A 20,043-nucleotide genomic window follows, 5' to 3' on the forward strand; every position below is an offset into this window, starting at 1 on the left:
AGGAGGGAATTATGAAATTATCGGAGTTAAATAACTTAATTGATGAAAAGGTAGAGGTCATCTGTGATGGCGAATTTGAATCAGTTATGCTTTCTGGACTTAGATACAATAAAAACTCAAAAACTATAGCATACATATTATCAAAAGCTTTCTTCCAGGAGATAAAGGATGTGGGTGTAAACTGTATAATATGTCCTAGTGCTATAGCTGAAGAAGTTAAGAATGAGTTCAATGGTGGAATATGCATATCAGATGATCCTAAGACGGTATTTTTCCAGGCTCATGAGGCGATATCAAAGAAGACGGTTGAGAAGTTTGATACGATTATAGGAGAAAATTGTAGCATAGCAGAGTCTGCGATTATTTCACCAACGAATGTAAAAATAGGAAACAATGTAGTAATAGATCCACAGGTTGTAATTTACGATGGTGTTGTAATTGATGACAATGTTAGGATCATGAGTGGAACGGTGATTGGATCTCCTGCTTTTTATTACTATGGCGAAGGAGAGAAAAAGAAGCTAGTTTATAGTTCAGGAACAGTACACATATATGAGGGAGCAACGATTCATACCAATGTTACAATTCAGAAAGGTGTAATCGGAGGAGAAACAAAAATCGGAAGATTTTCATCCATAGATAATTGTATAATGATTGGGCACGATACCTGGATAGGAGAAGGGGTTATAGCTGCTGCAAATATTACATTTGGTGGCTGGTCTGAAGTTAAGGATAACACCTTTGTCGGTGTGCAATCTTGTCTAGCTCCAAAAGTTGTTGTAGGAAAGAATTGCAAGATATCCATGGGTGCAGTGGTAACTAAGGATGTTCCTGATAACTCACAGGTGTCAGGTAACTTTGCAATAGATCATAAGATTTATATAGAACACCTAAAATCAATTTTAAATGCGAAATAGAATGGATGAAGATTAGTTTTCTTTCGAAAGAAGGTAAGTATGTTTTTAAGTGACATTATGGAAAAGATGGGCATTCCATTTGAGGTGATTGACGAGAAGCCTGTAAAATCACTTGGTTTAGTGAACTATAACAATGGAGATGCCGTATGTACTTTTGCAGAGAATATTTCTTTTTTAGAATCAGTACCAAAGGGCGTATCAATGCTGATAACAAAGGTAGAAATAGCAGAAGTTCTAAAAAAAGAAACACGAAATTATGGATTTATAATTACAGAACATCCTCGCGTTGCATTCTTTTTGCTTCACAACTTTCTCACTAGGACAGAAGAGTATAGAAGAGGCTTAAGCCCAACTGTTATAGGTGAGAATTGTAATATAAGCAAAATGTCATGTATTGCCGAAAACAATGTTGTTATTGGTAATAATGTAACTATAGAAGAGTTTGTTTCAATCAAAGAAAATACCGTTATAGGTGATAATTCAGTAATTAGAGCTGGCACTATAATAGGTGGAACTGGATTTGAATTCAAGAAAAATGGTAGTGGTGATGAGAGCTTTTTGGTTGAGCATGTCGGCGGTGTAAGAATAGGAAAAAATGTTGAAATTCAGCACAATGTGTGTCTAGATAGAGCAATCTATCCATGGGATGACACAGTTGTAGATGACCATAGCAATATAGATAATCTTGTATATATCGCCCATGGAGTAAAAATAGGAAAGCTTAGCCTTGTTGCATCAGGTGCTACAATAGGTGGACGTTGTAATATCGGTGACAATGTTTGGATAGGACTTGGGGCAATAATTAGAAATGGCATAGATTTAGGAGCGGGTAGCAGAGCAAATATGGGCGCTGTTGTGACTAAATCAGTAGGCGAGGGAGAAGCTGTGAGTGGCAACTTTGCGAGAAATCATGAAGAACTTATAGCGGAGATAAAGAGAAAATAGGATAGTCTATGAGTTTAAAAGTTTTATATATAACATTTACTGACTTTGGAGAACTTTCATCAGGTTCTTCAGTTAGACCGTTTAGAATGTACAATGCACTCGTAAATCTAGGCTACGATGTAAAGCTCTTAGAAGGACAGCAAAATAGAAGAAAAGAAAGGCAAGCAAAGGTAAAAGAAATAATAAACTGGCTTGACGAAAACAAGCCGGATATTTGTTATGTTGAGCCACCTTCTGGTCCTTTTTTTAATCAAATAGATATAAGCCTTTTAAAGAAGGTACATAATATGGGCGTTCCTATTGGATTGTTCTACAGAGATTTCTATTGGAGATTCTCAAAGTGGGCATGGAAGGGAACACCTCTTTGGAAGCAAAGCATTCTTAAAATGATGCATAGAAGAGATCTTGCAGCATTTAAGAAATATTGCGATGTAGTCTATTTCCCTTCACAGGAATGTACAAAAGTTCTTGCTGATGTGAAGTTTAAAGAAATTGGAATATTACCGCCGGGCTGCAATGAACCTAAAGGCGGAGTCAAGCTAGGAGCAAGGGAAATATTTTATGCTGGAGGTGTCAGAGAAGCTGACGGTATGGATGATCTTCTTATTGCCCTAGATAGAATTAACAAAAGTGGACTAGATGTGAAGCTAAATCTTATAACCAAAAAAGAAGAACTAGTTCATATCAAAAATAGCAGTCTACTAGATAGTGATTGGATAGAGGTAATGGAAGCTTCGGGAGAGGCGCTAGAACCTATATATGCAAAATGCGACCTAGGAATACTGCCAAAAAAAAGACATTTCTATATGGATATGGCAATATCGGTAAAGGTTCTAGAGTGCATGAGCCACGGACTACCCATGATATCTACTGACTGTCCAGCCATGGCAAGATTCATAGAGCAAAACGAAAGCGGTATTATTTGCAAAGAAGGTTCAGAAAGTATAGAAGAAGCTATTCGTAAGTATTATACAGACGAAGAACTTTATAAGCGCTTAATCGAGAATGTAAAAAAAGCGGCTCTTAATAACACTTGGGAAAAGAGAATTGAACAGGTAGTTTCGGATCTACTTAATGAAAAAACTAATTAAAAAAAGGAGAAATGATACCATAAGGTATTATCAAATAAACTATGAAGATAATGCATGGAATGCGAGAGGTTGCAGGTCAAGCATACTATTCAGTAAAGGGTCTACGAAGTAATGGATACGATGCAAAGCTCATATTGTGGGATGAATCACCTCTTAAGTATCCGTATGATGAATGTTTGATGATGGTACAAGGGAAAAAATATATGTACCCAATATATGCACTAAAAACATTCGCAAACTTTGTTAAATGTGCTTTTAAATACGATACATATCATTTTCATTTCGGGCATAGTCTTTTACCTTGGAATTTAGACCTGCCTTTTTTGAAGTTATTGAAGAAAAATATTTTCTTCGAGTTTCATGGCTCAGATGTGAGGCAAGAATCAATTGCCTATAGGATGAACCACTACTGGAGAGAGGTTGGGCTAACAAACGAAGAAAAGCTGAGAACAAGAATGCTTAAGCTGGGAAAGTATGCTAAAGCTTTTATTGTTCACGATGATGAACTGCTTCCTCATTTTTCACAGGAGCTAAAACCATATATAGTTCCATTAAGAATAGAGCCAGAGAGATTTACTCCAGAATATCCAGATCCTGCAAAGGGTAAAGTAACTATAGTACACGCACCATCAAACAGAGGTGTCAAGGGAACAAAATACATACATAGTGCTGTAGAAAATCTAAAAAAGAAATACGATATTGAATATATTTTAGTCGAAAATATGACTCAAAATGAAGCTTTCAAGGAGTATCAGAAAGCTGATATTATTGTCGATCAAATACTTGGAGGAAGCTATGGTGTGTTCTCAATAGAAGCCATGGCTATGGGAAAGCCAGTAATCACATACATTACAGATGAAATGATTAAGACTTTTCCAGATGAGCTTCCGATAGTAAGTGCATCACCTTTAAATATACAAGAAGAAATAGAGAAACTGATTAACGACGGACAAATAAGGCACGACTTAGGTGTCAAAGGTCGAAAATATATCGAAACCTACCATGATTGCAAGAAAAACGCAAAAGTGATAGCTAAGATCTATGAGGGGACTGCAAATAAAACAAAGGGAAAGGATGCTTTTGAGGAAGTAAAAGAGCTTTAACTATGAGTGATAGCAAGTTTGGCAATTTCATAAAAGGAAGTGCGATACTAGTACTTGCAAATATGATGATTAAGGCGATAAATTTCTTTCTTTTACCGCTTTATACTAAATATTTGACACCTACAGAACTTGGTATTTCCGATGCTATAACCAATGTGACAGCTATACTTTTGCCTATTCTTATGTTAGGACTTGATTCCGCCTTTAGTGCCTTTTACTTCGATGAGAGAACGGAAGAACATAAGCGCAAAGTATTCAATACATCGCTGGTAACTCTTATAATTGCGGGAATTGTACCGTTTATAATAGCTATATTTAGTAGGGACATTTCACTATGGCTATTCGGTACCGAAAAGCATCAGATTCTAGTTGCAGTGGCGCTCATAACGATAAGCTTTAACCTTTGGTATACACCATATGCGCTATATGCGAGGATGGAAAATCGCATGTTCCTCTTTGCAATGGTAAATGTGAGCGCATCGCTTTTGATGATAGGTTCAAATATAGTATTTGTATCGGTAATGCATCTTGGTGCGTTTGCTTTGATACTGAGTTCTGCTATAGTCCAGCTATTTCAGATGCTCGCATATCTAGTCTTTATGCCGAAGCTATTTAAGTACCAAGAGTACGATAAGCAGCTTCTAAACCAAATGCTAAAGTATTCAATTCCTATAATTCCGACTGCTATTGCAGCTTGGTTTTTGAACCTTTCAGACAGATACATCATATTGCATTACTTTTCTGCTGCAGAGGTGGGAATCTATGGTATAGGCGCTAGATTTAGCTCAGTGCTATCAATTCTATCAAATGCAGTATTTACCGCATATACGACATTTGCCTTTGATAAGAAAGATGATGAGGACGCAAAGTATCAGTATAAGCGAGTGCTTGGCTTTTATTATATGATTTTGATGCTCACATGTATTTTCGTGACAATGTGGGGCAAGGAGATAATCGCTTTGATGTCGAATTCAGCATACGGTGCGGCATACTTGCTTCTTCCGGGGCTACTGTTTGGACAGGTGATGTACGGCGTTTCTGTCATAGTTGGATATGGTCTTTCATTTGAAAAAAAGACAAACTATATTTTCGCAGCAAACGTCATTGGTGCAGTCCTTAACATAGTACTAAATTTTGCATTTATACCAAGCTTTGGTGTTGAGGCAGCTGCTTATACAACATATGTAGGCTACTTTGTCATGGCGATACTTTTATATGTATTTGCGCAAAAGTTTTATCCATGTGACTATGCAATATCAAAGGTTATAATCAGCAATGTTATTATAATTGCGCTAGCTACATTCATGAATCACTATGAGATGGCTTTGGGAATCAGAGCTTTGCTCACAGCGGCTAGCCTAGCTTTGATATTTATTTTATATAGGGATGCGATCAAAGATATATTTATGATTCTTGTGAGAGTCAAGAGAAAAATAAGGGGTTAAGATGAATCAAATTAAGCAAAAGACGGATTACATACTGGTAACTGCACTGGTTCTATCAGTCTTTTTTGGTGCAAGTATCAGCTTTGGTTTCAGAGTTATGGGTATTGTCATAACTCTGTTTAGATTTGCTATACCGCTACTTTTTGCAGCATTTGTTTATCGCGCATATAACAAAAAAAGACTAAGCTTTGAGTCGTTAGAAAAATCATTTTTGCTATTGCTACTTATCTGGTTTTTATACGCTATATTTTTAATGTTCTTCCGAGGATTTGTAAGCGATAAGGATGCAATTAGGGAATTATTACAACTTGTTTTGCAGTTTTTTGTAGCTGCCTCAGTGCTTCTTGCAATCAAAGTAGAGGGCATGGAAGAAAAGATTATACAAATTTGTAAGTTTTCTATCGTGGTGCTTAGTGCTATAGGAATTTTTGAGATAATGACAGGAATTCACCTGCCGACTTCTAGTTACTTCAATGTTTCAGCTATGGCAAATTCAACGAGCAATCCGCCATCAGTAGCAACAGGAATCTTCTTTAATGAAAACGATTATTGCGCATGTCTTGCACTGTTTTCACCGTTGTTTTTCCCACAGGTTGGAAAGAACTTATCTGTAAACATCTTAAGGATGATTGAACTTTCTTTGATGGAATTCATACTTCTAAAGGATGATGCGATTATATGTCTATTTGGTATATTTCTTGGACTTATATTCTACTCTGTTTTTGCAACTGTTAAGTATAGATGGCTTATCGCAGGTGGAATTTATGCTTTTGTACTAGAAAAAACGATAATGGCGTTTTCTCTTAAGAGGGGAGCGGGTAAAGGGCTTAGCTCAGAAGTCAAGGAACAGTTTTCTGGTGTAAACACCCAGACAGGTTCTGCATATGTTAGAATGCACACTTATATCAAAGAGTTCACACACTCAATAAGCGAGGCCAAAGGACTTGGATTTGGTCCTTATGGGGTTAATAAATTCTTGACACCATTTGATCACGACTATGTTTTGAGCAATCCGCATTCGCTATGGCTAGAACTTATAGCTAACTATGGTGTTTTGATATTTGTGTTTTTCGTTACAATCTGCTTGCTTTCGTTAGGGGTACTGATTGTATGTGGAGATAGAAAGGATCCAATTAGAGCAGTACTTATATCTATGGATGTAATTTTTGTTATAGTTGGATTTGCATCTAGTAACTATATTGGAATCGCATACTGGTGGATTCTCATAGCTTTATCGGTTGGATATTCATCAAAGCTTTTAATAAGAAGTGGAATTAAGATTAAAAAGAAATATGTAATAGCTTCAGTAGTATCTCTCCTTTGTTTGATAGCAGTGTCATATAAATTGCTGAGCTCAAGTAGTATAATGTTCAAATTCCAGGAACCTCTCAAGTCTAGTTTTGAAACGGAGGAGAAGTATATTTTTAACCGACTTACTGAAAAGCATGTTGACAAAGTAAAAATTATAATTGATGGTAAGGAAGTCGAGTGCTTTGATGTGAAGAATGGTGAGTTCAGCTACCAAATGGATTTAGCGGGACTAAGTGAAGGATGGCACCAATATAGATACGAATATTATACAGGTGATGGTAAAGATGCAGGACACGAGGTCATACTCGTCAATAAGGTAAATAGTAAGGCATCTGTTTTGATTCCTGAAGAGGATGCAATTAAGGCTAGATATTCCAACAGAACAGCCATGGTGGAACCGTTAGATTTCTACCCTGACAAGAAGGCAGCAAATAAACCTTATTCAGCACTCGGCGCATATTGGATGCCTAATGAGATGACACGTAAGAATGTTGATGAAGTGGTTAAGCTGGATAAGAATGGAGTTCCAAAGATTGTTTCAGGAGAGAACCGTTTTGAATACGATCCGGAGTTGGTAGCTAGCTATGCCTTGATGTGGTATAGTGATTCGCTACTTAACAAGAATGCAGATTCTGAAAAGAATTTTATCAGTTGTAGTAAATGGCTTATGGACAATCAAAAGTCTGATGGAAGCATACCTATGCTCCTTGGTAGAAGGTATAGAGAAGAAACTATAAATAAAGGATGGATATCTGCTAGTGTTCAAGGTATGGTGCTTAGCGTATTCTCAAGAGCTTATGCTGTGACGGGCGATGAGTCATATATCAAAGCAGGTGATAAGGCCTTAAAATATATGACAGATAATTGCCTAAAGGAATATGATGCTGATACGAATAGGAATTCAAGGCTCCTAAGCTACCTGACAGAGGAAGGTAATTTCTCATATTATGAGGATGTTTCAGGTCAGGAGGCGCACTTTAGACTAGATACTCAGCTCTATGTTTTAATAGGTTTATATGATTGGAAGATGATAGATGCTGATGACAGCAATAAGGAGCTTGCATCAAAGAAATTTGATGAGGAAGTTTCTATGCTAAGTAGAACTGTAGCACTATACGATTTAAATGGCTATCTGTCAGGTGATTTAATGCATATTTCAGATCGTAAGCTTATAGGTTTAGATGTAGACGATAAATTCGTTAAGATTATTCCTATGCTGAAAGCGGTTTCTGAAATCAGCGGAAATGATGAAATAACAAAGGCATATGAGAAGTATAGTAGCTTCACAAAGGACAAATTTTACAAGCAGAGTGATGAACTAATACATAAGTAAAGTTATATTTTAATATTTAGATAGAAGTGATTCAAAGTGAATAATAAAGTTTTACATGTTTGCTCAAACAGAAACCCAATATACGTGAATCTGTGGGATGAGCTAATTGAAAATAGAATAGATTTAAGTGTGTTTCACTTCAGTAATAAGAGAGTGGGCATGCCAGAGCCAGGTAGCATCTATGACAAAGAGTACATAGATACTTCGCTTCCTTTTAGCAATATTGATAGATGGTTCTTCTTCAATAAAGAGAAAAAGGTGATGAGGGCTCTAAAAAATCGTCTATCTGGAAAATCATTCAATATGATACATGCGCACACTCTGTTTTCAGAGGGTTATCTTGCATATAAGCTACATAAGGAAAGTGGAATACCATACATAGTCGCAGTAAGAAACACGGATATAAATGTGTTCTTTAAATATAGGAAATATCTACATGGTCTTGGCTGTGAGATTCTTAAGAATGCAGATAGGATTATATTTCTGACATCAGTATATGAGCAGAAACTTTTTGACAAATATATACCCAAAAAGTTTAGAGATGAGCTGAAAAGCAAAATTGTTATAATACCAAATGGTATAGACAGTCTATTTCTAAACAATATGGCACAGCCAAGAAGTAGGGTTTCAGAGAACAAGCTAAATGTCATTACCGTTGGAATGGTAAACAAAAATAAGAATCAGACGTATATATGCGACCAGCTAGAAAAATACCAAAAGGACAATCCCGACATCATAGTCTCATATAAGAATTTTGGAATAATTAGATTTGAAAGGGATAAAAAATATGCGGCTTTGCTAAATAAATATCCTTTTGCAGAGCGTTGTGAGCCAAAGAGTCATATGGAACTAATAGAAGAGTACCGTAAGGCCGATATTTTTGCTTTGCTATCAAAGACAGAAAGTTTTGGAATCGTCTATGCAGAGGCAATAAGCCAAGGGCTCCCAATTCTATATACTAAGGGTGAAGGCTTTGATACTCAGTTTGATGACGGTGTTGTTGGTCATGCTGTCGATTTATCAAAGAATGGTGATTTTGTTCAAAAGCTAGAAAGCATTTTAAAAGATTATGAGGGATTTTCAAAAAGAGCTCTCGAAGGTGCAAGTAAGTTTGACTGGAAGAAAATTGGAAGACGTTATAGCGAGCTATATGCTGAAGTTATTCAGGCAAATGGAGGGATTTATGAGATTTAAATTGAGATTTTGTCTAGCACTTTTTATTATTTTGACCGTGGGAATGATAATTTCGTATGCAGATGAGACAGAACAACAAAATCATAACACCATAAATGAAACCCAGTTCAGTACGCAGGCAAATGACGAGCAAACAAACAATCAGGTAGCAGAAGATAGCAATGAAGTAAGATCCGAGCCACTAGCATTAGCACAAACCAATCAGTGGATTGAGACTAGCGGACAAAAATTCTATGTAGATGCGGATGGAAATTATGTTAAAGGTATCTACGAGGTAGATAACGTAATATATTACTTTGATACTGAGAGCGGTGCCCTTGTAAAATCTGCAGCTTGGAGAATTTGGAATGGTAAGAGATATTTTACTAATTCTGAAGGTATAGCTTACAGAAATCAGTTCATATCATTTGGACCATATAAATTCTATATGGGAGCTGATGGTGCTGTTATGACAGGTATTTATGCTACTATAGATGGAAGCATGTACTATGCCGACGATACAGGCGAGGTAATTAGAAAAGCTCAGTGGATAACGCAAAATGGCAAGAGATATTTTGCTAATGCAGAGGGCAGATTATATAGAAATCAGTTCATAAGCTTTGGTCCACATAGATACTATATGGGAGCTGATGGTTCAGCCCAAACAGGTATTTTTGCAGCAAATGATGGAAGCATGTACTATGCTGACGATACAGGTGAGGTAGTTAGAAAAGCCCAGTGGATAGAAAAAGATGGCAAGAGATATTTTGCTAATGCAGAGGGCAAACTATATAGAAATCAATTCATAAGCTTTGGTCCTCGCAGATACTATATGGGTACTGATGGGGCAGCTATGACAGGTAGATTTACTGCAAATGACGGTAAGGACTATAATGCAGATGACAAAGGTGAATTGATCACAAATACAGCGCAGTGGGTTGTTCGTGACGGGAAAAGATATTTTATAAGTGCTGAAGGCCACATGTATCGCAACCAGTTCATAAGCTTCGGACCATATAGGTTCTATATGGGAGCTGACGGTGCAGCTATGACAGGCGTGTTTAAAGCAAAGAATGGCAACATGTACTATGCTGATAATACTGGAGAGATTGTAAGAAAAGCACAGTGGGCTGAGCAAAACGGCAAGAGATATTTTTGCGATAATACCGGAGAGCTATATGTTAATATGCTGATCAGCTTTGGTCCATATAGATACTATATGGGTAAAGATGGAGCAGCCATGACTGGAGTTTTCAAAGCGCCAAACAATCACAGCTATAATGCTGATGAAACTGGAGAGCTTATCAGAAAAGCGCAGTGGATAGAGCAAAATGGTAAGAGGTATTTCTCTAATGAGGATGGGGAAATTTACACAAACCAGTTTCTATATTTTGGAACAACAAAATACTTTGTTGGACCTGATGGGGCAGTTAGAGACGATATTAACTTTGATGGAATAGACTTTGGCATAAGGCAGAGTCCTAACTATAACATCGGAAGAGCAGAAAAACCAATAGACTATATAGTTATTCATCACTGGGGACATGAGGGGCAGTCTTTCTCAGGAGTCGTTTGCTGGCTTTGCAGAATGAATGGAGATTCCTCAGCTCATTATGTTGTGCAGGGCGGTAGAGTTGAGTGCATAGTAAATCCAAACGATACAGCTTGGCATGCAGGAAATTGGAACTACAACCTCAGAACCATAGGAATCGAGTGCAGACCTGAAATGACAGATGGTGACTTTGACACCACAGCAAGGCTCATCGCAAATCTTTGGAAGATGTATGGAAAGAAGCCTATAATTGGTCATAGGGACATAATTCCAACAGCTTGCCCAGGCAAATACTATACAAGGTTTGCAGAGCTTACGCAGCTAGCCGAAACCTACTATAATAAGTAATATTCGGAGGAAAAATGAATTTTGATATTTTGATAATTGGCGCGGGAATCAGCGGCACCATGCTCGCTAGAGAACTCTCTCGCTACAAGCTTAAGATTGCGGTGGTCGACAAGGAAAACGACATTGCAAACGGCGCGACAATGGCAAACTCGGCTATCGTTCATACAGGATACGACCCTGAAGATGGAACGCTTAAGGCTGAGTTAAACGTAAGAGGTGCACGCCTTTATCCTAAGCTTTGTGAGGATCTAAACTGCCTCATCAAAACAACGGGTGCCTATGTTGTTGCTTGTAATGGCGATGAGGAGAAGCAGCTTGATGTTTTAGCTGAAAGGGCTTTGAGAAGAGAAATACCGCATGAGTTTTTGACAGGTGATGAGGCGAGAAAGCGCGAGCCAAACCTAGTCGATAACATTACTAAGGTCCTTTCCTTCCCTACGACAGCCGTAATCTACCCATGGGAAGTTGCAATCGCTTGCATGCAGGTTGCAATAGGAAATGGTGCAGAGCTTTTCCTAAACCATGAGGTTAAGAGCATATCAAAATCAGGACATGGATACACAGTCAAAGCAGGTGACAAGGAATTTAGTGCAAAAGTAGTTGTAAATGCCTCGGGCACCGGTGCAGAAGAAATCTGCAAGATGATAACAGACCAAGTTGGTTTTCAGATTAAGCCAAGACGCGGAGAATACTTTGTCATAGAAAAGAATGTTCACATCGCAGATAATGTCATTTTCCCAGTACCTACGGAGAAGGGAAAGGGCGTTCTTGCAGTGCCTACAGTTTATGGAAATACTTTGATTGGTCCAAATAGCGAGCCAATAGACGAGGTTAGCATTGCAACAAGCGACGATGGAATAAAGTACATTAAAGATAATATTACAAGAATCCTAAAAGAGGTTCCACTGAACAAGGCGATTCGTACATTTGCCGGCGTAAGACCAAGCTCAACATCAAAGGACTTCATTATAGAGCCACTAGGAGAAGACAATCCTAACTTCATCAATATTGCATCAATCGAGTCACCAGGCCTTGCAAGTTCTCCAGGAATCACAGAATACGTAATTGATAAGTACATCAAAGATAGACTTGAGCTTGAGCTAGACCCTGATGCAGTAATGACAAGAAAGGGCGATATCGTAATGGCAAAGCTCACAGATGAAGAGAAGAATGCTGTCATAAAAGAAAACCCACAGTATGGAAATATAGTCTGTCGCTGCGAGCAGATTTCAGAGGGAGAAATCGTTGCAGCTATAAATGCGGTATGCGGTGCGCGTAGCGTCAAAGGCGTAAAGAAGCGCGTTCGCCCAGGAATGGGTAAATGCCAAGGAGGATTCTGCGAACCTAAGGTTGTTGAAATCTTAGCACGAGAGTTAAACTGCTCGCCAGTTGATGTCGTGCTTGATAGAAAGAAATCAAAGATATTAGGAAGGGAGAATCGCTAGTATGAGACATTGTCAGGCAGTAGTTATAGGTGGAGGCTGTGGTGGTCTTGCCGCGGCAGCAAAGCTAAAGCAGGAAGGTCTCAAAGATGTAGTTCTCATCGAAAAGGATGCTGAGCTAGGCGGCGTTCTCAACCAGTGCATACATAATGGCTTTGGTCTAACAACTTTTAAGGAGCAGCTCAGCGGGCCAAGTTTTGCGGAAAGATACGAAGATCAGGTAGTTGAAGCCGGTGTCGAAGTCAAACTGAACACCATGGTTACGCACATGAGTAGCGATAGAATTATCGAGTATGTAAACCAAGAAGAAGGATATCAAAAGCTACAGGCAGACATCATCATCCTATCTGTTGGTTGCTACGAAAGAAGCCGAGGTGCTCTAGCTATTTCTGGAGAGCGCCCGACAGGAGTCTACACAGCAGGTCAGGCTCAGAGATATCTAAACATAGACGGCTACATGGTAGGAAAGAGCGTGTTCATCCTGGGCTCAGGTGATATAGGACTCATCATGGCAAGAAGAATGAGCCTTGAGGGAGCAAAGGTTTTAGGCGTAGCAGAGCTTATGCCTTACAGCAACGGACTCCCAAGAAATATGAAGCAGTGCCTTGATGACTTTGGGATTCCGCTATATCTTTCACACACAGTAACCAATGTTTACGGTGAAGATAGACTAGAAAAAATTGAACTAGCAAAGGTGGACGAAAATAGAAACCCTATCCCAGGAAGCGAGATGTATTTTGATGTAGATACACTGCTACTAAGCGTAGGACTGATTCCAGAAAACAGCCTTGCAGAGGAAGCTGGAATAGACATGGACATGAGCACTCGCGGACCTATAGTAGACGAAAACTACATGACGTCAGTGCCAGGAATTTTCGCATGCGGAAACGGACTTCACGTACACGACCTAGCAGACTTTGTAACAAAGCAGGCAGGAGAAGCTGCGCTAGGTGCACTCAGATACCTAAACGGCTCGGGCGGTGATTACAGCAGTATCAAAGCAGGAAATCTCATCGGCTACGTGGTTCCAGCAAAGCTGCACAAGGAAAACTTGCCTAAGACTGTAACTCTCTATTTCAGGGTTAGAAAGCCTTTGACAGATGTTACAATAGAAATCAGCAAGGGTGGCAAGGTGATAAGGTCAATCCATAAAGATCACCTGATACCTTCTGAGATGGAGCAAGTAATTATTGCAAATAGCATGCTAGAGGATGCCGAAGGGGATCTGCTAGTTCAAATAAAAGAAAGCTAAAGGAATTGAAATGAGACAAGAGGAATTAGTTTGTGTCAATTGTCCAAAGGGCTGCAATGTAACAGTGCAGCTCGAGGGAGATGAGGTCAAAGATGTACAGGGATATGGCTGTAAGGAAGGTCTAAATTACGCGCGCCAAGAGGTAATAAGACCAATGCGAATTCTTACATCAACGGTTAGGATAGAGGGCGCTTTGAGCAGAGTTATCCCAGTCATAACGGATGGTGAAATACCCCTCGACATGTGGCAGGAGGCAATGGCGAAAATAAAGACTATCAAAGTACAGGCACCGATTGCAGTAAACCAAATTATTGTTGCGGATTTTTTGGGAACGGGTGTAAATCTTGTATCGAGCAGGACGATGAGAAAAGCCTAAACGCACTTGATAAATACAGGCTTTATGAATTTCCCATACTTGTTTAAAATAAGTAGATTTTATGATATACTACAAGATGCTAATAAACGGTAGGAGGCAAAGATGAGCGAACCTATTTCAAATAACTTTATACATAATTTCATAGATAAGGACTTGGAGGACGGAGTATACAAAGAGGTATATACTCGTTTTCCGCCTGAGCCAAATGGCTATCTACACATCGGACATGCTAAGGCAATTTGCGTCAACTTCACAACTGCGCTAAAGTACAATGGAAAGTGCAATCTCAGATATGACGACACAAACCCTGTCAAGGAGGATGTAGAGTATGTCGATGCAATCGAAGAGGACATCAAGTGGCTTGGTTTTAAGTGGGAGAAAAAGCTGTGGGCATCTTCATATTTTGAGACAATGTACGATGCTGCTGTTGCCTTAATCAAAAAGGGAAAGGCCTTTGTAGATGACCTTACTGCAGAGCAGATTAAAGAGTACAGAGGAACACTTAAGGAGCCTGGTAAGGAAAGCCCATACAGAAATAGAAGTGTAGAGGAGAATCTCGCTTTGTTCGAGGATATGAGAGCTGGCAAGTTTGCCGATGGCGAAAAGGTCCTAAGAGCAAAGATAGATATGTCATCTCCTAATATAAACATGAGAGACCCTGTAATTTACAGGATTGCGCATGTTACACACCACAATACCGGAGACAAGTGGTGCATCTATCCGATGTATGACTTTGCTCACCCTATTGAGGATGCGATTGAAGGAATCACACACTCCCTTTGTTCGCTAGAGTTTGAGGACCACAGACCGCTATACAACTGGGTTTTGGATGAAGTTGGCTTTTGGGAAAATCCGCCTCGCCAGATTGAGTTTGCAAGACTTAACCTAACAGGAACGGTTATGAGCAAGAGACTTCTCAAGGGACTTGTTGACGATGGCGTTGTTGAGGGCTGGGATGATCCGCGCATGCCGACTATTGCAGGACTTAGACGCAGGGGCTATACTCCTGAGGCTATAAGAGATTTCTGCGAGAGAATAGGCGTGGCCAAGGCTAACAGCACTGTTGAATCATCACTTCTTGAGCACTGCGTCAGAGAAGACCTTCAGGACAAGGTTGAGAGCAGAAATGTAGTTGAAGATCCTATCAAAGTTGTAATCACAAACTATCCTGAGGACAAGACAGAGATGGTTGAGGTTGAGAACAACAAGAATGTACCAGAAATGGGCATGAGAGAAATTCCTTTCTCAAATGAGCTTTATGTTGACGGTGAGGACTTCATGGAGGTTCCTGCAAAGAAGTATTTCAGACTCTTCCCTGGTAATGAGGTGAGATTCAAGGGCGCATACTTCATCAAATGCGAGGAAGTCATCAAAAACGAAGATGGAAGCATCAAAGAGCTTCACTGTACATATGACCCAGCAACAAGAAGCGGACTTGACTTCACAGAGCGTAAGGTTAAGGGTACAATTCACTTCGTTGATGCTAAGACTGCTGTTCAGATTAAGATTAGAGAGTACGATCAGCTTTTGATAGAAGATGAGAACGGAAATCTAGTTCCTAATGAAGCATCTAAGGTAGAGAAGATTGCATATGCAGAGCCTGCACTTGCTGAGGCAAAGGCAGGAGAGAGATTCCAGTTCTTTAGACATGGATACTACATCGCTGATAGCAAGCTAAACACAGAAGATGAAAAGGTATTCAATAAGATTGTAGGGCTAAAGAGCAGCTACAAGCCAAACAAGTAGAAATACATTTCAGATGGGACCTAGGGTTTTATGTAGCTTGACAAGTTAGGCCCAAAAAGATAATATATCAGTGTGTAAATTCACCTTTTGATGGGTGATTTACATGCGAACTTATTCAGATTTTTACGAAAGAGGTACGATAATGAAGAGAATCAAGACTATAGAGACAAGAGATCTTAAGGACAGCCTAAAGGATGGCGGCTGTGGTGAGTGCCAGACATCATGCCAGTCAGCTTGCAAGACTTCATGTGGTGTAGCTAACCAGGAGTGCGAGAAGAAGAACTAGTATGGTACATCAGTATAAGCTAAATGGTTACAATATTGTAATCGACGTTTATAGCGGAGCAGTACATGTGGTGGATGATGTTGCTTATGACATCATCCGTCTTTTTTGTGAGAAGACTAAGGACGAGATTGTCGCTTACATCATGAAGACCTACGGGCATCTTGAGGATGTGACAGAGGCTGAGGTAATCGAGACCTATGAAGATGTTGTTTCACTAAAGAAAGCGGGTAAGCTGTTTACCGAGGACATCTACGAGCCTAAGGCAAGCGTTCTAAAAAACAGACATACAGACATCAAGGCACTATGTCTTCATGTTGCGCATACATGTGATTTGACATGTTCATACTGCTTTGCAGGACAGGGAAGATTTAAGGGAAAGAGCGCTCTCATGAGCAAGGAAATTGCTCGCAGGGCCATTGACTTTTTGATAGAGAACTCAGGTTCAAGACGTAATCTTGAGGTCGATTTCTTTGGCGGGGAGCCGCTTCTTAACTTTGATGTGGTTAAGGACACGGTTGCTTACGCAAGGTCGATTGAGAAGGAACACGGAAAGAACTTTAGGTTTACGCTTACGACTAATGGCATGGGCATAAACGATGAAGTCATCGATTTTGCCAATAAGGAATGTCATAATGTTGTTTTGAGCCTAGATGGACGTAAGGAAATCCATGACCGTGAGAGAACGACCGCAGACGGCAAGGGTAGCTATGATGTCATAGTGCCTAAGTTTCAGAAGCTCGTTGAGTCACGAGGTGGTAAGGGTTACTATATCAGAGGCACATATACCAAGTACAATACGGACTTTACCGAGGATATCAAGCAGATGCTAGATCTAGGCTTTGATGAGCTGTCGCTTGAGCCTGTTGTCTGTGAGCCGGATAGCGAGTTTGCGCTTAGCAATGAAGACCTTCCTGTGATTTTTGAACAGTATGAGAAGCTTGCTAAGGAAATGATTGAGAGGCACAAGCAGGGCAAGGATTTCACCTTCTATCACTATATGATAGATTTAAACCATGGACCTTGCATATATAAGAGGATTTCGGGCTGCGGATCGGGTACAGAGTACTTTGCGGTGACGCCTCAGGGAGACCTCTACCCGTGTCATCAGTTTGTTGGTGAGCCTGAATATTTGATGGGTAATATCTTTGATGGAATCAAAAGAGAAGATATCAAGGATGAGTTCAAAATGTGTAATGTCTACGCTAGAGAGGACTGCCGTGATTGCTGGGCTAAGCTATATTGTAGCGGTGGCTGTGCAGCTAATGGCTTTAAGTCTTCCGGCGATATCAGAGGCGTTTACGAGTTCGGTTGTGAGCTCTTCAAGAAGCGTATGGAATGCGCGATAATGAAGGAGATTGCTATCAGCGAGCTATAGCTTGCCAAGAGCAAATTTGATCAAACCTTTACAAAGAGGGAGAGAGATGAGAATAAATAAGTATATAGCATCGGCAGGAATCTGCAGTAGGCGTAAGGCTGATGAGCTTATTACTAACGGAAATGTCAAGGTTAACGGAGCTGTTTTGACAAGCCCAGGCTACGAGGTCTGCGAGGGTGATAAGGTCACAGTAAATGGTAAACCCATCGATGCTGAACACAAAAAAGTATATATTCTTCTGAACAAGCCTATCGGATACGTTACGACTGTGAGCGATGAGCTCGGAAGAGCTACGGTCATGGAGCTGGTGACGGATTTTGAGGAGAGGCTCTTTCCTGTGGGAAGGCTTGACTACAACACTTCAGGCATGATAATTCTCACAAACGACGGAGAGTTTGCCTATAAGCTTGCGCATCCAAAACACGAACTGCCTAAGACCTATAGAGCACATGTTGCAGGATATCTATCAAAGCAGAAGTGCCACCGCCTGATAAACGGAGTGGATATCGGAGGATATAAGGTCAAAGCCGATTCAGTTGAGATAGTAAAGGATTTGCCTAAGTCGACAATTGTGGATATTACTATTCACGAGGGCAAGAATAGACAGGTCAGAAAGATGTTTGCATCTGTCGGAAACCAGGTTCAGGAGCTTCAGCGCATAGCTATAGGAGACATAAAAATCGGAAGGCTTTCACTAGGCCACTACCGTAAGCTTACAAGAGAAGAGATAAACAAATTACAAGGATAATCAAAAACACCGAGCAAAGTTTAGTAACTTTGACTCGGTGTTTTAGTTTTAGGGGGGAAATTAATATATGAAAAGCGATAATATATGATATAATTTTGGCAAGAATTGAAATAATGATGTTTATAAATTAATTTGGCTTAGAATAAAATTTGGGGGAAAGAAGTGAAAAGAAGACATTTACTAATTACAGGGAGCTTAATAATAGGCATAATGATTGTTGTGTTGTGTAGCTGTGATTTAATTAATAAAGATGAGGAAAAGTTTAATATAGATGAAAATAACTGTCTCACGAAAATAAATTTGGATAAAACTGGTCCAAATGTTATTATTCCAGAAAAAGTTGTAGATAAAGTTATAAATAATATCTATATTAGTGATGCATATTTTTCAAAAATTGAATCCCTAGATGTCAGCAAGGTATCTGAGTTAGAAAAATTCAAACTAGATATACCTTATGAAGTGAAAGAATCAAAGCTTAAAACTCTTGATTTTAGTAGAAATGAAAAACTTAAAGATATATTTATTGATAACGCAACAGCCTTAGAGAAAATCGTTTTTAACAAAAACTGTGAATCGATTACTTTAAGGGATACATCTGTAGATAATATGAATTTAAAATCCCTAAAAAACCTTTCTCTTTTTAGCTATTTCAATGGCCCTCTTCATAGTATCGAGTTTTCTAGTAATAAAAAACTTGACTACTTATCGTTTTACTACAGCGATGTAAAGAAACTGGACTTAAGTAAGTTGAAGAAACTCACTTTTTTTAAGTATGTTTCTGGACCGCTTGAAGAGCTTGACATATCGAATAATCCTGATTTAGAAAGTTTAGAAGTATATGGTACAAATGTGAAGGTCCTGGATATATCTAAGAATCATAAGCTAAGGTTTATTCAGGTCGATGAAGGAACTCAGATAATAGGTGAAATTAATCCGGGGGCAGAGATAAGATATTGGACAAAAGAAGATGTTAAGGAGTTAAGGTCAAAATTGCTGGACGATTAGTTTTAATGCATTTCATCAAAGTGAGATACTGGGACTTAATTTTATAATTTGCAGACAAAAAGGCACCGAAGTTCGGTGCCTTAGCTTTTATTGAAATCTGTATTTAACTACTTTCTCTTGCTTTCCTTTGGTGTTACGCAAGTTCCTGTAGCTCTAGCTACAACGATTGGCTCCTCAAGGAAGTCTGCTGCTGAAGCACTTACGTCTGTTCTAGCTACGATTACCTTACGAGCTTCAAATGACATCTTTCTTGATGTGTTTCCGATCTTTGTGATTTCGCCAACTGCTTCAATATAGTCACCTGCATATGTTGGAGCAAGGAATTCAACGTTATCATAAGCACAGAAAAGACCTTCGTCTCCGTCACACTTGATAAGAAGCTCTGTAGCAACATCTCCAAATAGGTGTACCATGTGAGCTCCGTCTACAAGGTTTCCGCCGTAGTGAGCGTCCTTAGCTGACATTCTAACTCTAATCATTGAAGTGATTTTCTCGTCCATTACTGTTCTCCTTTTGCATATATACATCATTGATAATACTTTATAAATAAATTATAGCTTTAGGCTGCGAGGCTGTCCACATAAAAACGGTTGCA

Annotated in this window: 17 protein-coding genes; 16 read left to right on the plus strand and 1 reads right to left on the minus strand. The window is 39.3% G+C overall.

Translation table 11 applies throughout. From position 1 onward, the window contains the following. Positions 1 to 11: 11 nt before the first annotated feature. From ADJ67_02540 to ADJ67_02615, 16 genes are all read left to right on the plus strand, one after another. The gene (locus tag ADJ67_02540) at positions 12 to 917 is read left to right on the plus strand and encodes a hypothetical protein (protein ID AKT46669.1); all 906 of its coding nucleotides are present in this window, start codon (positions 12 to 14) and stop codon (positions 915 to 917) included. 39 nt (positions 918 to 956) lie between these two features. Continuing rightward, the gene (locus ADJ67_02545) at positions 957 to 1,862 is read left to right on the plus strand and encodes a hypothetical protein (GenBank protein ID AKT46670.1); all 906 of its coding nucleotides are present in this window, start codon (positions 957 to 959) and stop codon (positions 1,860 to 1,862) included. Between the two features lie 8 nt (positions 1,863 to 1,870). Next, on the plus strand, positions 1,871 to 2,953 hold the full coding sequence (locus ADJ67_02550; GenBank protein AKT46671.1) for a hypothetical protein: 1,083 nt from the start codon (positions 1,871 to 1,873) through the stop codon (positions 2,951 to 2,953). 41 nt (positions 2,954 to 2,994) lie between these two features. Beyond that, positions 2,995 to 4,056, plus strand: a complete 1,062-nt coding sequence (locus ADJ67_02555; GenBank protein AKT46672.1) for a hypothetical protein — start codon at positions 2,995 to 2,997, stop codon at positions 4,054 to 4,056. Positions 4,057 to 4,058: 2 nt separating this feature from the next. Then, entirely contained in the window at positions 4,059 to 5,501 is a 1,443-nt protein-coding gene (locus ADJ67_02560; protein ID AKT46673.1) for a hypothetical protein, read from the plus strand. A gap of 1 nt (position 5,502) precedes the next feature. Continuing rightward, the gene (locus tag ADJ67_02565) at positions 5,503 to 8,145 is read left to right on the plus strand and encodes a hypothetical protein (GenBank protein ID AKT46674.1); all 2,643 of its coding nucleotides are present in this window, start codon (positions 5,503 to 5,505) and stop codon (positions 8,143 to 8,145) included. A gap of 159 nt (positions 8,146 to 8,304) precedes the next feature. Next, the gene (locus ADJ67_02570; GenBank protein ID AKT46675.1) at positions 8,305 to 9,339 is read left to right on the plus strand and encodes a hypothetical protein; all 1,035 of its coding nucleotides are present in this window, start codon (positions 8,305 to 8,307) and stop codon (positions 9,337 to 9,339) included. Further along, positions 9,329 to 11,218, plus strand: coding sequence for a hypothetical protein (locus ADJ67_02575; GenBank protein AKT46676.1), 1,890 nt, complete (start codon positions 9,329 to 9,331; stop codon positions 11,216 to 11,218). The genes ADJ67_02570 and ADJ67_02575 overlap by 11 nt, the downstream gene beginning before the upstream one ends. A 14-nt stretch (positions 11,219 to 11,232) precedes the next feature. After that, positions 11,233 to 12,663, plus strand: coding sequence for an FAD-dependent oxidoreductase (locus tag ADJ67_02580; GenBank protein ID AKT46677.1), 1,431 nt, complete (start codon positions 11,233 to 11,235; stop codon positions 12,661 to 12,663). Position 12,664: 1 nt separating this feature from the next. Continuing rightward, complete coding sequence (locus ADJ67_02585; GenBank protein ID AKT46678.1) at positions 12,665 to 13,912, plus strand: pyridine nucleotide-disulfide oxidoreductase; 1,248 nt, start codon at positions 12,665 to 12,667, stop codon at positions 13,910 to 13,912. A gap of 10 nt (positions 13,913 to 13,922) precedes the next feature. Continuing rightward, positions 13,923 to 14,288, plus strand: a complete 366-nt coding sequence (locus ADJ67_02590; protein ID AKT46679.1) for a hypothetical protein — start codon at positions 13,923 to 13,925, stop codon at positions 14,286 to 14,288. A gap of 102 nt (positions 14,289 to 14,390) precedes the next feature. Next, positions 14,391 to 16,034, plus strand: coding sequence for a glutamate--tRNA ligase (locus ADJ67_02595; protein AKT46680.1), 1,644 nt, complete (start codon positions 14,391 to 14,393; stop codon positions 16,032 to 16,034). A 142-nt stretch (positions 16,035 to 16,176) separates the two neighbouring features. Next, positions 16,177 to 16,320 (plus strand): rSAM-modified six-cysteine peptide SCIFF, encoded by a 144-nt coding sequence (locus ADJ67_02600; GenBank protein AKT46681.1) that lies wholly within the window; start codon positions 16,177 to 16,179, stop codon positions 16,318 to 16,320. Between the two features lies 1 nt (position 16,321). Further along, a complete protein-coding gene (locus tag ADJ67_02605; protein ID AKT46682.1) occupies positions 16,322 to 17,695 on the plus strand; it encodes a radical SAM protein in 1,374 nt (457 codons plus the stop codon). 46 nt (positions 17,696 to 17,741) lie between these two features. Then, the gene (locus ADJ67_02610; GenBank protein ID AKT46683.1) at positions 17,742 to 18,443 is read left to right on the plus strand and encodes a pseudouridine synthase; all 702 of its coding nucleotides are present in this window, start codon (positions 17,742 to 17,744) and stop codon (positions 18,441 to 18,443) included. 162 nt (positions 18,444 to 18,605) lie between these two features. Continuing rightward, complete coding sequence (locus ADJ67_02615) at positions 18,606 to 19,448, plus strand: hypothetical protein (protein AKT46684.1); 843 nt, start codon at positions 18,606 to 18,608, stop codon at positions 19,446 to 19,448. 107 nt (positions 19,449 to 19,555) lie between these two features. On the opposite strand, the gene ADJ67_02620 is transcribed toward ADJ67_02615, so the two are convergent. Continuing rightward, positions 19,556 to 19,975 carry a 3-aminobutyryl-CoA ammonia lyase gene (locus ADJ67_02620; protein ID AKT47640.1) on the minus strand — a complete coding sequence of 140 codons (420 nt, stop codon included), beginning with the start codon at positions 19,973 to 19,975 and terminating at the stop codon, positions 19,556 to 19,558. Positions 19,976 to 20,043 lie beyond the last annotated feature (68 nt).

This window comes from Eubacterium sulci ATCC 35585 (assembly GCA_001189495.1).
Lineage (GTDB): Bacteria > Bacillota > Clostridia > Peptostreptococcales > Anaerovoracaceae > Eubacterium_B > Eubacterium_B sulci.